Origin of the sequence: Kineococcus gynurae (assembly GCF_042433995.1) — a bacterium.
Lineage (GTDB): Bacteria > Actinomycetota > Actinomycetes > Actinomycetales > Kineococcaceae > Kineococcus > Kineococcus gynurae.
Map to the genome: position 1 here is coordinate 498,995 of NZ_JBHLUI010000003.1, position 14,337 is coordinate 513,331.

The 14,337-nt window shown below is 74.4% G+C and carries 12 protein-coding genes and 3 tRNA genes; 6 read left to right on the top strand and 9 right to left on the bottom strand.

Annotation, left to right across the window (positions count from 1 at the left end; all coding sequences use genetic code 11):
- Positions 1-10: 10 nt before the first annotated feature.
- Positions 11-1,972 carry a glycogen debranching N-terminal domain-containing protein gene (locus ACFFKU_RS03750; RefSeq protein WP_380135771.1) on the top strand — a complete coding sequence of 654 codons (1,962 nt, stop codon included), beginning with the start codon at positions 11-13 and terminating at the stop codon, positions 1,970-1,972.
- Here ACFFKU_RS03750 and ACFFKU_RS03755 read toward each other — a convergent pair.
- The 5 genes from ACFFKU_RS03755 to ACFFKU_RS03775 all read right to left on the bottom strand — a co-directional run bounded on the left by ACFFKU_RS03755 (position 1,944) and on the right by ACFFKU_RS03775 (position 4,745).
- The gene (locus ACFFKU_RS03755; RefSeq protein WP_380135773.1) at positions 1,944-3,008 is read right to left on the bottom strand and encodes a GGDEF domain-containing protein; all 1,065 of its coding nucleotides are present in this window, start codon (positions 3,006-3,008) and stop codon (positions 1,944-1,946) included. The genes ACFFKU_RS03750 and ACFFKU_RS03755 overlap by 29 nt on opposite strands.
- A 76-nt stretch (positions 3,009-3,084) precedes the next feature.
- Positions 3,085-4,275, bottom strand: a complete 1,191-nt coding sequence (locus ACFFKU_RS03760; RefSeq protein WP_380135774.1) for an MFS transporter — start codon at positions 4,273-4,275, stop codon at positions 3,085-3,087.
- Positions 4,276-4,348: 73 nt separating this feature from the next.
- Positions 4,349-4,424 (bottom strand) — tRNA-Phe (locus tag ACFFKU_RS03765).
- Positions 4,425-4,454: 30 nt separating this feature from the next.
- Positions 4,455-4,528: transfer RNA gene (locus tag ACFFKU_RS03770), tRNA-Asp, on the bottom strand.
- 144 nt (positions 4,529-4,672) lie between these two features.
- Positions 4,673-4,745: transfer RNA gene (locus ACFFKU_RS03775), tRNA-Glu, on the bottom strand.
- 92 nt (positions 4,746-4,837) lie between these two features.
- Between ACFFKU_RS03775 and ACFFKU_RS03780 the strand changes: the two genes are divergently transcribed.
- Positions 4,838-5,872 carry a PHP domain-containing protein gene (locus ACFFKU_RS03780; protein WP_380135776.1) on the top strand — a complete coding sequence of 345 codons (1,035 nt, stop codon included), beginning with the start codon at positions 4,838-4,840 and terminating at the stop codon, positions 5,870-5,872.
- Positions 5,873-5,891: 19 nt separating this feature from the next.
- On the opposite strand, the gene ACFFKU_RS03785 is transcribed toward ACFFKU_RS03780, so the two are convergent.
- From ACFFKU_RS03785 to ACFFKU_RS03800, 4 genes are all read right to left on the bottom strand, one after another.
- Positions 5,892-6,152, bottom strand: coding sequence for a hypothetical protein (locus ACFFKU_RS03785; RefSeq protein WP_380135778.1), 261 nt, complete (start codon positions 6,150-6,152; stop codon positions 5,892-5,894).
- 72 nt (positions 6,153-6,224) lie between these two features.
- Positions 6,225-7,274 (bottom strand): lipoate-protein ligase LplAB, encoded by a 1,050-nt coding sequence (lplAB, locus tag ACFFKU_RS03790; RefSeq protein ID WP_380135780.1) that lies wholly within the window; start codon positions 7,272-7,274, stop codon positions 6,225-6,227.
- Between the two features lie 12 nt (positions 7,275-7,286).
- Positions 7,287-9,284 carry an acyl-CoA dehydrogenase family protein gene (locus ACFFKU_RS03795; protein WP_380135783.1) on the bottom strand — a complete coding sequence of 666 codons (1,998 nt, stop codon included), beginning with the start codon at positions 9,282-9,284 and terminating at the stop codon, positions 7,287-7,289.
- Complete coding sequence (locus ACFFKU_RS03800) at positions 9,281-9,952, bottom strand: TetR/AcrR family transcriptional regulator (RefSeq protein WP_380135785.1); 672 nt, start codon at positions 9,950-9,952, stop codon at positions 9,281-9,283. Before ACFFKU_RS03800 ends, ACFFKU_RS03795 begins: the two co-directional genes overlap by 4 nt.
- An 84-nt stretch (positions 9,953-10,036) precedes the next feature.
- Here ACFFKU_RS03800 and ACFFKU_RS03805 point away from each other — a divergent pair, with 84 nt between their 5' ends.
- The 4 genes from ACFFKU_RS03805 to ACFFKU_RS03820 are packed head-to-tail and all read left to right on the top strand — an operon-like array spanning position 10,037 to position 14,314.
- On the top strand, positions 10,037-11,347 hold the full coding sequence (locus ACFFKU_RS03805; protein WP_380135787.1) for an acetyl-CoA C-acetyltransferase: 1,311 nt from the start codon (positions 10,037-10,039) through the stop codon (positions 11,345-11,347).
- Positions 11,344-12,672 carry a 3-oxoacyl-ACP reductase gene (locus tag ACFFKU_RS03810; RefSeq protein ID WP_380135789.1) on the top strand — a complete coding sequence of 443 codons (1,329 nt, stop codon included), beginning with the start codon at positions 11,344-11,346 and terminating at the stop codon, positions 12,670-12,672. Before ACFFKU_RS03805 ends, ACFFKU_RS03810 begins: the two co-directional genes overlap by 4 nt.
- The gene (locus ACFFKU_RS03815) at positions 12,672-13,520 is read left to right on the top strand and encodes a MaoC/PaaZ C-terminal domain-containing protein (protein ID WP_380136116.1); all 849 of its coding nucleotides are present in this window, start codon (positions 12,672-12,674) and stop codon (positions 13,518-13,520) included. The genes ACFFKU_RS03810 and ACFFKU_RS03815 overlap by 1 nt, the downstream gene beginning before the upstream one ends.
- A gap of 38 nt (positions 13,521-13,558) precedes the next feature.
- On the top strand, positions 13,559-14,314 hold the full coding sequence (locus ACFFKU_RS03820; protein ID WP_380135790.1) for an SDR family NAD(P)-dependent oxidoreductase: 756 nt from the start codon (positions 13,559-13,561) through the stop codon (positions 14,312-14,314).
- The last annotated feature ends 23 nt before the right edge of the window (positions 14,315-14,337 follow it).

The window sequence follows — 14,337 nt, forward strand, 5'->3', positions numbered from 1 at the left end:
GGAGTCCCCCGTGCCCGAGACCGTCCTGAACGACGCCCCCGCCCGGACCGCGACCGTCCCGGTCCCGTTGCAGCCGTTGCTGTCCGGGGAGACCGTCGTGCTCGCCGCCCCCGTTCAGGCCTGGAGCGCGGCCGACGCCACCATGGGCTCCGCCGCGATCCACGGGATCTGGGTCGGTGACACTCGGGTGGTCTCCGCCCTGGCGACCGCGGTCCGGGGCAGTGCGGTGGAGACCATCTCCTCGGCCGTGCGCGGGGCGGGACGTCTGCAGGTCGAGGGCCTGCTGCGCGGGCTGGACGACCCCGGGGCCGATCCCGACGTGCGGATCTCGCGGCGACGCACGGTGGACCCGCGGGGCTGTTCGGAAGAACTGTCCGTGACGTCGCGACGCCGCGAGGAGTTCCGCACCACGGTGGAGGTGCGCCTGCGGGCGGACGCCTCGTCGATGGAACTGGTGAAGGCGGGCCTCGGGGCGACCCCGCCGGCGCACGTCGACGTCGCGGGGGACGGGCTGCGGTGGAACGGCGGAGGCGCCGAGAACCACCTGCGGGCCCCCGGTGCCGACGTCACCGTGGACGGGGTCGACGTCACCCTCGCGTGGTCGCTCCCGGTCCCCGCCGGGGGGACGGTCACGGTCGGCTGGCGCCTCGACACCGACCTCCCGGAGGCCGTCGTGCACGCGGCCCGCGGTCCGGCGTCCTGGTCGACAGCGGGGTTGCGCAGCGGGGACGACCGTCTCGACCGGTGGGCCGCCCGGGCGCTGGACGACCTGGCGGCCCTCCGGATGACGGTCCCGGACCGGCCCGAGGACGTCTTCCTCGCCGCCGGCGCCCCCTGGTTCTTCACGTTGTTCGGTCGGGATTCGATCTGGGCCGCCCGCCTGCTGCTGCCGGTCGACCACGCGGTGGCCGCCGGGACGCTACGGATCCTCGCCGATCGGCAGGGCACCCGGTCGGTGGCCGGGACCGCCGAGCAGCCGGGGAAGATCATGCACGAACTGCGCCGCGAACCCCTGTCGATCCCGGGGGAGGGGGTCACCCTGGCCCCGCTCTACTACGGGACCATCGACGCGACCCCGCTCTGGATCTGCCTGCTGCACGACGCCTGGCGGGCCGGGATGGCCGACGTGGAGGTCGCCGAGCTGCTGCCGAACCTGGAACGGGCGTTGACCTGGATGGTCGAGTTCGGCGACTCCGACGGCGACGGTTTCCTGGAGTACGTCGACGAGACCGGGCACGGTCTGGCGAACCAGGGGTGGAAGGACTCCGGGGACAGCGTGCAGTTCCGCGACGGGCGGTTCGCCGACGGGCCCATCGCCCTCTGCGAGGTGCAGGCCTACGCGCACGAGGCGGCGCTCAAGGCGGCCGACCTCCTGGAGCACTTCGGTCGGCCCGGGGCGGACCGCTGCCGGGAGGAGGCCGCCCGGTTGCGATCGGCGTTCCGGAACTCGTTCTGGGTCGAGGACGAGGAGGGGCCCTACCCGGCCATCGCCCTGGACGTGCACAAGAACCCCGTGAACTCCCTCACCAGCAACATCGGGCACCTGCTGGGGACCGGTCTGCTCGACCGCGAGGAGGAGGAGCGGGTCGCCGCCCGGTTGGTGTCGAGCGCCATGAGCAGCGGTTTCGGGGTGCGGACGATGTCCACGACGGACCGCGGGTACTGGCCGCTGAGCTACCACCGCGGCAGCGTGTGGACGCACGACACGGCCATCGCCATCGCCGGGTTGCTGCGGTCGGGGTTCGCCGCGGAGGCCCGGCAGCTCGCCGAGGGGCTGCTCGCGGCCGCGGTGGGGTTCGGGTTCCGGATGCCCGAGCTGCACTCGGGGGACGCCGCCGAGGAGGTCGGCCGGCCCGTGCCCTACCCCGCCGCCTGCCACCCGCAGGCGTGGTCGGCGGCCGCGGTCGTCCCGGTGTGGACCGCCCTGGCCGGGGCGTGGCCGCTCACCCCACCCGGTCCGGCGCGGTCCTGACGTCGACGGTCCGGCGCCGTCGCTCCTTGTCGGCGTACATCGCCCGGTCCGCGCGGTCCATCAGCCCGTCGAGGTCGGCGGCCTCGTCCGGCCAGGTCGCGCAGCCGCCGCTGACCCCGAGGTCGGGCAGCCGGGCGCGGACCCGGTCGAGGATCTGCCGGCCCAGGGCGTGGTCGGCGGGCGGGGCGGGCACGTCGCAGAGCAGCACCGCGAACTCGTCCCCGCCGAGACGGACGACGTGGTCGTGCGGTCGGAGCGTCCGGAGCAGGGCGTCGGCGAGCCGGCGCAGCGCGTCGTCGCCGTGGGCGTGCCCGAACCGGTCGTTGAGCTGCTTGAAGTGGTCGAGGTCCAGCAGCAGCAGCGTGTGTCGGCTCGCTCCGGGGCGGGGGTCGCGCAGGAGGCGGGTGGCGAGCCGGTCGAGCTGACGCCGGTTGCCCACCCCGGTGAGCGGGTCGACCAGGCTCAGCCGTTCCTGACGGGCGTGGGCCCGCCGGCTGAGGACCAGACCGGTGAGCATCAGCAGCAGCATGGCGGCGACCAGGGCCTGCAGGACCGGCCGTCGCCACCGCAACGAGGCGAGGTCGGCGGGGTCGGCCACCGTGAGCCGGATGCGGTAGACCGCCCCGGGGGAACCGTCGACGGTGGGCGCCGAGATCGTCTTCTCCGGCAGGTCGCGGGGCCGGGTCCGCGCGTCGCGGGCGCGAGCGGGAGGGGCGACGACCTCGGCGCCGTCCCGGGTGATGCGGACCGAGGTGACGACCCCGGCGTCCAGGAGCTTGTCGGCGTCGATGCGGAGCTGCTCGTCCAGGGGCACGAGCGACGGGCGCTCGGCCAGCTGCTGCGGGGTCGGGGCGTGCTCGACGTCCTCGATGAAGATCTGGGCCAGGTCGTCGACCGGGTTCCCGGCCGCCGGCCGCGGGCTGGTGAGGATGAGTCCCGCGCAGGCCAGTCCGAGGGCGACCACGACCGCCACCAGGACCTGGTAGATCCCGGGGCGGGCCGGGAACCACCGCCGCGGTCGCCGGTCGAGTCGCACGCCGCACCTCCTGCTCGCTGACCAGAAGCGATCATAAGGACACTGAACGTGACCACACCGGTTCAGGAGTGGCGGGTCAGCGCCGCCTCGACGCCAGGACGGCCACCGCCACCCCGACGACGACGAGCACCCCGTACCCGTCGGCGATGCGCTCGACCGAGAACGTCGTCGTCAGCCGACCCGCCACCAGGCTGGGGAGGGCCGCGCTGGCGTAGTTCACCAGGAACACCGTGGCCAGCAGACCGGCCCGGTCGGCCGCCGGGGTGGCCTGCAGCAGCAGTCGCATACCGGCGCTGACGGCGGCGCCCTGGACGACACCGGTGACCAGACTGACGGCCAGGAACGGACCGATCCCCCCGCGCCCGAGGGCCAGCAGGATCCCGGCGACGCACACCGCGTAGACGATCGCGCCGAGGCGCAGGGTCGTCAGGGGGGACCATCGCGCGCTCAGGGGACCGCCGAGGATGCTGAGCACGGTGAAGGACCCGAACACCGCGGCCGAGGCCGAGGCCGCGGTCGACCCCAGCTGGTCGGCGGCGATGGTCGGGCCGAAGGCCTGGTAGAAGCCCCCCAGCGACCAGGTGGCGAGGATCAACCCGCTCATGGCGAGCATCGGTCGGCGCGCCCCGTCGGGGACCCGGACCTGGGGGTGCAGCGAACCCGCCAGGCGTCGCGGGTCGGGGTGGGGGACGGTCTCCGGGACCCGGGCGACGGCCACCGCGGCCAGCAGCAGCAGGCCGATCACCAGGCCGTACACGAGGTGCCGGGGCGCGGGGCCGGTGTCGACGAGGACGCCCGAGACGAGCGCACCCGCCGGGATGCCGAGCATGGGGGCGGCGCTGGTCACCACCGCGGGCAGCCACCGCGGGCGGGGTGGGGCGGAGTCGACGGCGAGCGCCCCCAGAGCGCCCGCGGACAACCCGGTCGCCAGGCCCTGCAGCGAGCGGCCGACGACCAGCGGGGCGAGGCCGTCGACCCCGAGGAGGACCACCAGCCCGGCGGCCGAGCTGAGCAGCGCGGCGATGCCGACGGGGCGCCGTCCCAGGTGGTCCGACGCCCGGCCGAGGACGAGCAGCGACGTCGCGGCGGCCATCAGGTAGGCGGCGGTCGCGACCGTCAGGTCACCCGTGCTCAGCCCATCCTCGCGGCGGTAGGTGTTGTAGAGCGGGATCGGGGTCCCGGCCGCGACGAAGATGAGGACGAACGCCAGGGCCGCGGCGAGGAAGGCCGCCCGTCCACCAGGACGGTCCGAACGTCTGGACGTCATGTGCTCCCGCCCGACAGGCACTCGGAGACGGAGAAGGCCCTGATCCGCATCCGCTGATCAGGGCCTCGTGCGTTGGTGGCCAGGAGCGGGGTCGAACCGCTGACCTTCCGATTTTCAGTCGGACGCTCTACCAACTGAGCTACCTGGCCGTGCCGGGCCGGTGGAACCGGCACGACGAGCGACCCCGACGGGACTCGAACCCGCGACCTCCGCCGTGACAGGGCGGCGCGCTAACCAACTGCGCTACGGGGCCTGGAAACAGGCCGTTCTGCTGCTCTTGCGAGCTGTCCTGCTGTGGTGCGTGACCAGCGTACTAGAGGCTGGGGGGTGCTCGTGACACCCTCCGGCACCCCGCTCGACCGGCCGCCCCGCTGCCGGAGCCCGAGGCCCGACCGCGTACCCCCAACGGGATTCGAACCCGTGCTACCGCCTTGAAAGGGCGGCGTCCTAGGCCACTAGACGATGAGGGCGCACCCCGAAGGGCCCGCCCAGCATACGGGGTCACGAGCGGGCCGGGAGTCCATGGGGCACAGTGGGCCGGGGCGAGGAGAAGGGTGCGGCGATGGATCCGGTGCAGGCGCTGCGGCGCACGGCGTTCCTGCTCGAACGGGGTCAGGCCAGCAGCTACCGGGTCGAGGCGTTCCGCAAGGCCGCGGCGGTGCTGCTCGCGCTGGACGACGGCGAGTTCGACGACCGGCTGCGGGCCGGCACCCTCACCGAGCTCAAGGGCATCGGGAAGTCCTCGGCCGAGATCGTCCAGCAGGCCGCGGCCGGCGACGTCCCCGACCGGCTGGCCGCGCTGGAGGCGGAGGCCGGCCCGCTGGTCGCGGGGGGCGAGGAGCTGCGTGCCGCGCTGCGCGGCGACCTGCACACCCACACCGACGCCAGCGACGGGGGCAGCCCGCTCGCCGAGATGGCCTTCAGTGCGGCCGAGCTGGGGCACGACTACATCGCGGTGACCGATCACTCGCAGAACCTCAAGGTCGCCAACGGCCTGTCCCGCGCCCGCCGCGAGGCCCAGCTGGAGCAGATCGCGGCCCTCACGGCCCCGCTGGCCCCGTTCCGGCTGCTCGCCGGGATCGAGGTGGACATCCTCAAGGACGGGGCCCTGGACTGCGAGGACGATCTCCTCGACCGGCTCGACGTCGTCGTGGCCTCGGTCCACTCCGACCTGCGGATGCCGGGCGACGCCATGACCCGTCGGATGCTCGCCGCGATCCGCAGCGGCCGGATGGACGTCCTCGGGCACTGCACCGGGCGGATGGTCAAGGGCGGGCACGGCCGGGTGGGGAGCAAGGGTCGCCCGCCCAGCGACTTCGACGCCGAGGCGGTGTTCGCCGCCTGCGTCGAGCACGACGTCGCGGTCGAGATCAACGCCCGCCCCGAGCGGCTGGACCCGCCGAGGGCCCTGCTGCGCCAGGCCGTCGAGGCCGGCTGCCGGTTCACGCTGTCCACCGACGCCCACGCCCCCGGACAGCTGGACTGGCAGCCCCACGGCTGCGCCCGGGCCGAGGAGTGCGGGGTCCCGGCCGAGCGGATCCTCACCACGTGGCCGGTCGAGGACCTGCTCGCCTGGCGTCGCGACCGGCGCCCCTGACGCGTCGGTCCCGGGGTCCTCAGCCCTCGCGGGAGGGGACCGGGAGCAGGGCGGTGCCCAGCAGGGCCAGCAGCTCCACGGTCGCCGCGCGGTCGAGACGCAGCGTGGACACGCAGGTCTGCTGCTCCCAGAGCGACAGGACGACCCGGCCGTCGGCACCGTGGTCGGGGTGCGCACTGACCCGGAGCGCCCGCCCGGCCCGGTCGGCGTCGCGGACCACCCCGATCCCGGCCGGGATCGTGCGGACCGCCTCGTGCACCTGCTCGACCCCGTCGTCCATCTCCGCAGTGTGCTCCGCCCCCACCCGGCGGGGAAGGCGAACCCCGAAGATCGCGGCGACGGCGTCACCCGGTCAGGGGATTCGCTCGAGCCACGCGCGGGTCGCGAACTTGTCGCGGACCAGGTCCTCGGCGCGGCGGACCTCCTCCGCGGACAGGTCGGAGTCGGCGAGCCCGTACTGCCCGCGGAAGGTGGCGACCATCGCGTCGACGACCTGCTCGCGGGGAAGTCCCGTCTGCCGCCGCAGGGGGTCGACCCGCTTGGCGGCGCTCGCCAGCCCCTTGCCGCGCAGCTTCTCCCGGCCGATCCGCAGCACCTGCAGCATCTTCGCGGCGTCGATGTCGTAGGCCATGGTCACGTGGTGCAGGACGGTCCCGTCCGCCAACCGCTTCTGGGCGGCCCCGGCGATCTTCCCCGCCTCGGTCGCGATGTCGTTGAGCGGTTGGTACCAGGCCTTGACGCCGAGCTCGCCCAGCGCCACGAGCACCCAGTCGTCGAGGAAGGCGTAGGACTCCGCGAACGAGAGGCCCTCGACCAACGAGGCGGGGGCGTAGAGCGAGTAGGTGATGGTGTTGCCCGGTTCGACGAACATCGCCCCGCCACCCGAGATGCGGCGGACGACCTCGACGCCGTGCGCGGCGGCCCCGGCCGGGTCCACCTCGTTGGCCAACGACTGGAACGACCCGATGATGACGGCCGAGGACGCCCAGTCCCAGACCCGCAGCGTCGGGGGGCGTCGCCCGGCTCCGACCTCGCGGGCCAGGACCTCGTCGAGGGCCATGTGCATGAGCGGGGACTGGGGTCCGGTCCGGACCAGCTGCCAGTCGTGGTCGTCCCACCCGCTCGCCCCGCCGACCGCGCGGCGCACCGCGATCGCGACGCTGTCGGGGGAGAACCCGAGCAGCGTGGCGCCCGCGGGCAGCGCCTGCCGGACGGCGGCCGCGAGCCCCGCGGCGTCCTCGTCGGCCGACCGTCCGGTGAGGGCCGCGTCGACCGCGGCCAGCGCCTCGTCCGGTTCGAGGAAGAAATCACCCGAGATCCGGACCCGGCTCAGCCGCCCCTCGTCGATCTCGACGTCGGCGGCGACGAGTTTCCCGCCGGGGACCTTGTACTCACCGTGCATGGAGGAACCTTCTCAGGGGCGCACGTCCAGCGGGCGGGAGGGGACGTCCAGCGTCCGACCGACGATCCACTCCTCGGGGATGCCGAAACCCCCGATCAACTCCTCCGCGCGGCCCCGGAGGGTCCGGCAGAGATCGTTGACCGCGTGGGTCAGGGCCTTGGCCCGGACCGTGGTCATCCGGCGGTGCTCCAGGAACCACCCCTTCTCGCGTTCGAGCAGGGCGAGGACGTGCAGGTCGCACACCTCCTGCAGCAACGCGGCCACGGCCGGGTCCTCGGCGCGGGCGATGGCCGCGGTGAAGGCCTCGGCGACGACGACGTCCATGTGCGCGCGCCCGGCCAGGATCACGTGGTCCTGCAACGCGTCGACGGCCGCCAGGGCCGTCTGCTCCTGCTGCTGACGAGCCTTGCGCATGCGCTTGGCCAGGGAGCCCACGACGTGCCGGCGTCGTTCCTCGAGCATCCGCAGCTGCCAGGCCCGGTCGCGCAGCTCCCCGGAATCCCGTCCGGAGTCGACGAGCTCGGCCACGAAAGACGTCGCGGGACTGCGCCCGGCCAGGGTGGAGACCAGGTCGCGCGTGGCGAACCGGGCCATCCCCAACGAGTCGAGCGCGCTCACCTGCTGGGAGAACGAGGTGAGCACCCCCTTGGCCACCAGTTGCAGGAGGACGACGTTGTCACCCTCGAAGGTGGTGAACACGTCGGTGTCGGCCTTGAGCTGGGGCAACCGGCTGTCGGCCAGGTACCCGGCCCCGCCGCACGCCTCGCGGCAGGTCTGGATGGTCGCCGTCGCGTGGGCACTCGAGGTGGCCTTCATCCCGGCGGCCAGGGTCTCGAACTCCCGCTGACGGCGGGCGTCGGGTTCGGCGCCGGAGAGGGACACCTTGAGCAGCTCGTCCATGGTCTGCATCAGCTCGTCCTGCGCGAAGCTCAACGCGTAGGTCGTCGCCAGCGGGATCAGCAGCCGGCGCTGGTGGCTCAGGTAGTCCAGCAGCAGGGTCTCGGTCGCGTGCGGCACGCGGGCGAACTGCCGGCGGCCGAGCGCGTGCCGGACGGCGATGCTCAGCGCCACCTTGGTCTGGCTGAGGGAACCCCCGGAGACGCTGACCCGCCCCTTCACCAGGGCCCCGAGCATGGTGAAGAACCGCGCGGTGGGTTTCTCGATCGGGGAGGTGTAGGTGCCGTCGGCGGCGACCTGGGCGTAGCGGTCCAGCAGCGCGGTCCGCGGCACCCGGACCCCGTCGAAGGACAGCCGGCCGTTGTCGACCCCGTTCAGGCCCATCTTGCGACCGCAGTCCCCGATCTCGACCCCGGGTCGAGGCCGACCGTCCTCGCGGATCGGGACGAGCAGGGCGTGCACCCCGTGCCGTTCCCCACCGGTCACGAGCTGGGCGAAGACGACCGCGAGCTCCGCGCTCTCGGCCGCCCCGCCGATGTAGTCCTTGCGCGAGGCCGGGTCCGGGGTGTCGATCACGAACTCCTCGGTGACCGGGTCGTAGGTCGCGGTGGTCCCGAGCGAGGCGACGTCGGAACCGTGACCGGACTCGGTCATGGCGAAGCACCCGAACAGTTCCAGGCGCAGGATGCGGGGCAGGAGCTCGGCGTGGTGGCGTTCGGTGCCGAGCGCCTGCACGGCCCCGCCGAACAGCCCCCACTGCACCCCGGACTTGATCATCAGCGAGGCGTCCCCGAAACCCAGCATCTCGAACTGGGCGACCTGCGCGCCGGGCTCCTCGGTGCCGCCCCACGCCCGCCCGTAGCCCTTCTCGTGCCCGCCGATCCGGGCGATGCGCCGCAACCGGTCCACCGTCACGTCGCGGTGCTCGCGCGTGCCGAGGTGGTCGGTCGGGTCGAAGAAGTCGGCGGGGAACTCGGCGCGGCAGGCCTCGCGCTCGGCCACGAACGCGCCGTCCAGGAACCGGCGCAGCGCGTCGACGTCGAGCGGGGCGACCTCCTCGGCGGCGGGCGCCGGGATCCCGGTCGTGCGGGGGGACTCGCTGACGGCGGTCATCTCTGCTCCTCGAGGACGGTGAGGTGGTCGGGCAGGGCGGCGGAGAGCCCGCCCCAGGCCAGGGCGGTGAGTTCGGCCGCGAGGACCTCGGAACCGGGACGGGCGGGGGTGGACAACCAGCGGTCGGCCGCCGCGCGGATCATCCCGATCAAGCCGTGCGCGAGGGCGTCGATGAGTTCGGAGGTGACCCCGGCCGCCCGCAGGTGGGCGGTCATCGCCCGCGAGGTGGCGTCGGCGATCTCGCTGGAGATGCGTTGCACGGGGTCGCGGTCGGTCGGCCGTTCGAGCAGGGGGTGGGAGACGACGAACCGGTAGATCTCGGGGTCGTGCTCGATGCGCCGCAGGTAGGTCGCGATCATCGCGGACAACGCCTCGCGCGGGGTCGAGGTCAGGTTCACCGCGGCCCGCAGCTCGCGGGTGACGTTGCGGTTCACCCGGGCGGCGACGGCGAGGTAGAGGTCTTCCTTGTCGGCGAAGTGCCGGTAGAGGACGGTCTTGGAGGTTCCGGCGGCGGCCGCGACCTCGTCCATGCCCACCTCGGCGCCGTGCCGGGAGATGGCCCGCATGGCGGCGGAGACGAGTTCCTCGCGACGGGCACGCCGGTGCGCGGCCCAACGGGTGCTCCGACCGTCGGGTCTCGTCGCGGGGGGTGGGGCCACGGTGTCCACGTCCCGACGGTACCCGGTGCGAGCGGTATCCGGTACCCGAGGTACCTGGTAGCTTGACCGGACCGCCCCGCCCCCGGAGGTCCGATGTCGCACCCGTCCGTCGCCCGCCCCGAACGCCCGCGCCGGGCCGCCGTCCTGGCCGGCAACCGCACCCCGTTCGCCCGCTCGGGTCGCCGCTACGCCCGTGCCAGTGCCCAGGACCTGCTCACCGCTGCGCTCGACGGGCTCGTCGCCCGGACCGGGCTGGCGGGTCAGCCGGTCGGCGAGGTCGTGGCCGGGGCCGTCCTCAAGCACAGCCGCGACCTCAACCTCACGCGCGAGGCGCTCCTGTCGACCGCGCTGGACCCTCGGACCCCCACCTACGACGTGCAGCAGGCCTGCGCGACCGGGCTCGAGGCCGGGGTGCTCGTCGCCAACAAGATCGCGCTGGGCCAGATCGACTCCGGCATCGCCGGGGGCGCGGACAGCGCCAGCGACGCCCCGATCGCCGTCGACGACGACCTGCGACGGGTCCTGCTCGACCTCTCCCACGCGCGCAGCACGGGGCAGCGCCTACGGGCGTTGTCGCGGTTGCGCCCCGGGCAGATCCGACCGTCGTTCCCGCGCAACGTCGAGGCCCGCACCGGGCTCTCGATGGGGGAGCACGCCGCTCGCACGGCGCTGGAGTGGGGCATCGGCCGCGAGGAGCAGGACGAACTGGCCCTGGCCTCCCACCGGAACCTCGCCGCGGCCTACGACCGCGGTTTCTTCGACGACCTCCTGACCCCCTACCTCGGGCTGCGCCGCGACGACACGCTGCGCCCCGACACCAGTCTCGAGAAACTCGCCGCCCTGCCGCCGGTGTTCGGACGAGGATCGGCCGGGACCGCCACGATGACCGCGGGGAACTCCACCCCGTTGACCGACGGGGCCGCCGCCGTCCTGCTCGGGTCGCACGAGTGGGCGGCCCAGCACCGGCTCGAGGTGCTCGCCGACGTGGTCGACGCGCAGACCGCCGCGGTCGACCACGCCCGGGCGGGGGAGGGTCTGCTCACCGCCCCCGTCCACGCCGTCCCGGTCCTGCTGCAGCGCAACGGTCTCACGCTGGACGACCTCGACGTCGTGGAGATCCACGAGGCGTTCGCCTCGACCGTGCTGGCCACCCTCAAGGCCTGGGAGAGCGAGGAGTTCTGCCGGGACCGGTTGGGTCTGCCCGGTGCGCTGGGTTCCGTCGACCGGTCCCGGCTGAACGTCGCCGGGTCCTCCCTCGCCACCGGTCACCCCTTCGCGGCGACCGGTGCCCGCCTCCTGGCGAGCACGGCGAAGCTCCTGGCCGAGCGCGGCGGCGGGCGGGCCCTCATCTCCGTCTGCGCGGCCGGGGGTCAGGGGATCGTCGTCCTGCTGGAGCGCTCGTGAGCGCCGACGCCTACGCCGACCTGGTCCGCAGCGGGGTGGGGGCGGCGGTGGCGAAGCGGGTCGGGGCCCCCCGCCCGCCGCGGTTGCGCCGCCACCGCCCCGGGGACGACCTCCTCGTCGGCCCGGCCGTGCTGCTGCCCGGCCCGGACGCCTCGCCCGACGTGGCCGCGCTGCTCGCGGGGTTCGCGGACGGGTCGGTCGCACCCGAGGAGGACACCCGGTACGGGGCGGTCGTGCTGGACGCGCGCCACGTCCGCGAGATCTGCGACCTCGCCCCGATCCGGCGGGACCTGGCGCCGGTGTTCCGGGGGATGCGGGGCAACGGCCGGGTGATCCTGCTCGGGGCCGACCTCGCCCCGCTCCCGGGGATCGAGGCCCGGGCGGCCCAGCGTGCCCTCGACGGCATCGTGCGCACCCTGGGCAAGGAGGCCCGGGGCGGGACGACCGTGAACCTGCTGCGGGTCGCCGAGGGCAGCCGCGGGCTCGGCCCGGCGCTGGAGTTCTTCCTCTCGGCCCGGTCGGCCTTCGTCGACGGGCAGGTCCTCACCGTGGGGCCGACGTCGGAGGACCCGACTGGTCCGCAGACCCCGGAGGAGCCGCGGGTCGCGGTCGTCACCGGTGCGGCGCAGGGGATCGGGGCCTCGATCGCCGAAATCCTGGCCCGGGAGGGCGCGCACGTGGTCTGCGTCGACCTCGCGGCCCAGGGCGAGGGCCTGGCCCGGGTCGCCAACCGGGTCGGGGGTTCGACCCTGCACCTGGACATCACCGCCCCGGCCGCGGCCCAGCGGCTCGGGGAGCACCTGCGCCGCCGGTTCGACGGGGTCGACGTCGTCGTGCACAACGCGGGGATCACCCGCGACCGGAGTTTCGTCAACCTCGACGACCGCGGCTGGGACTCCGTCCTGGCGGTGAACCTGCAGGCTCCGCTCCGGCTGACCGAGGGTCTGCTGGACCAGGGCGACGTGCTGCGGGCGGGCGCGCGGATCGTCTGCCTCTCCTCGATCAACGGCATCGCCGGGGCCAAGGGGCAGAGCAACTACGCGGCCAGCAAGTCCGGGGTCATCGGCCTGGTCGAGGCGCTGGCCCCGGTCCTGGCCGAACGGGGGATGACGGTGAACGCGGTCGCCCCGGGTTTCATCGAGACCGCGATGACGGCCGCGATCCCGGTGGTGGCCCGCGAGGTCGGCCGCCGGGCCAACAGCCTGCAGCAGGGCGGTCTCCCCGTGGACGTCGCCGAGGCCGTCGCCTGGTTGGCCGCTCCCGGCACCCTCGGGGTGACGGGGCAGGTCCTGCGGGTGTGCGGGCAGAACCTGGTGGGCGCGTGATGGTCGACGTCGCCGACCGGTCCCCGGGACTCGCCGGGAACTACGTGCGAGCCCTGCTGCCGGCCCGCGCGGGCCGACCGGAACTGCCCCGCACCGTGCTGGGGGCCGACGCCGTCCGCGTCGATCCCGGTCGGTTCGCCGCCCACGCCCGGCTCTGCGGCTTCCCCCTGCGCGACGAGATCCCCCTGTCCTTCGTGCACCTGCTGGCCTTCCCGCTGCAGGTGCAGCTCCTGGTCCGGGAGCGGTTCCCGTTCCGAGTGCTGGGTCTCGTGCACCTCCGCCAGGAGTTCGAGCAGACCCGTCCGCTGCGGGCGGAGGAGCCCCTCGACCTCCGCGTCCGGGCGACGGCGCTGCGGGCGCACGCCAAGGGGACCGTCGTCGACCTGGTGGCGACCGCCGCCCCCCACGGGTCGGAGGTGGTCTGGACCGGGCGCAGCTCATACCTGGCCCGTGGTCGGCGGTTCCCCGGACGCGAGGCGCCCGAACTCGAACCCCTGCCGGTCCCCGACGGCCCCGGACAACGGTGGACCGTCCCGGCGGGTACCGGGCGCGCCTTCGCCGCGGTCAGCGGGGACGTGAACCCCATCCACCTCAGCGCCGCGACCGCGAAACTCTTCGGGTTCCCCCGCGCGCTGGCGCACGGGATGTGGACCGCGTCGCGGTCCTTGGCGGCGTTGGGGGCGGCCCCCGCCGGGCCGTCCCGGTTCCGGGTGGAGTTCCGCAAACCCCTGCTGCTGCCCGCCACCGTCGAGCACGTCGTCGCCGCCGCCCCGGACGGGAACGGCTGGAGCACCGCCGTCCGCAGCCGGGACGGGTCGAGGCTGCACCTGGTCGGCCGGGCGGACTGACGGCCCGGGCGCCGGCCCCGGATGGGAGAGTGGCGGCCATGGTGACCCCTGCCGCCCCCCACCGCCCGGTCCTCCTGCTCGGTGGACGCAGCGAGATCGGCCTGGAGGTCGCCGAGCGGCTGGTCCGCGGCGGGGCCCGGACCGTGGTGCTCGCCGCCCGCCGCAGCGGCGAGCTCACCGCGGAGTCGGGTCGGTTGCGCGAGGCGGGCGCCACGCGGGTCGACGTCGTGGAGTTCGACGCGGACGACCTGGCCGGGCACGCCGGGCTGCTCTCCGGGGTCGTCGCCGAGCACGGGGCCCTGGACGTCGTCGTCGCCTTCGGGATCCTGGGGGACCAGGCGCGCGCCGAGCGGGACGCCGCGCACGCCGTGGCGGTCGTGCACACCGACTACGTCGCCCACGTCTCGGTCCTCACCCATCTGGTCCGCGAGCTCACCGACGTCGGCGGGCGGATCGTGGTGTTCTCCTCCATCGCCGGGTGGCGGGTGCGACGCGCCAACTACGTCTACGGCTCGGCCAAGGCCGGGCTCGACGGGTTCACCAGCGGGTTGCAGGACGCCTTGCACGGCAGCCGGATCCACCTCCTGCTGGCCCGCCCGGGTTTCGTGGTCGGACGGATGAGCGCCGGGATGAAGCCGGCGCCGCTGTCGAGCACCCCGGCCCAGGTGGCCGACGCCGTGCTCGCCGGCCTGGCCTCCGGGGCGGGGACGGTCTGGATCCCGGGCCGTCTCAAACTGCTGGCGGCCGCCATGGCCGTCACCCCGCGCGCGGTGTGGCGGCGGGCTCCGCGCTGAGTTCCCGTCCGGGGGATAGCGTG

Excerpts from the sequence above, each read along its gene's own strand:
- ACFFKU_RS03760 (WP_380135774.1), bottom strand. The coding sequence starts at position 4,275 with ATGACGTCCAGACGTTCGGACCGTCCTGGTGGACGGGCGGCCTTCCTC.
- ACFFKU_RS03780 (WP_380135776.1), top strand. The coding sequence starts at position 4,838 with ATGGATCCGGTGCAGGCGCTGCGGCGCACGGCGTTCCTGCTCGAACGG.
- ACFFKU_RS03785 (WP_380135778.1), bottom strand. The coding sequence starts at position 6,152 with ATGGACGACGGGGTCGAGCAGGTGCACGAGGCGGTCCGCACGATCCCG.
- lplAB (WP_380135780.1), bottom strand. The coding sequence starts at position 7,274 with ATGCACGGTGAGTACAAGGTCCCCGGCGGGAAACTCGTCGCCGCCGAC.
- ACFFKU_RS03795 (WP_380135783.1), bottom strand. The coding sequence starts at position 9,284 with ATGACCGCCGTCAGCGAGTCCCCCCGCACGACCGGGATCCCGGCGCCC.
- ACFFKU_RS03805 (WP_380135787.1), top strand. The coding sequence starts at position 10,037 with ATGTCGCACCCGTCCGTCGCCCGCCCCGAACGCCCGCGCCGGGCCGCC.
- ACFFKU_RS03815 (WP_380136116.1), top strand. The coding sequence starts at position 12,672 with ATGGTCGACGTCGCCGACCGGTCCCCGGGACTCGCCGGGAACTACGTG.
- ACFFKU_RS03820 (WP_380135790.1), top strand. The coding sequence starts at position 13,559 with ATGGTGACCCCTGCCGCCCCCCACCGCCCGGTCCTCCTGCTCGGTGGA.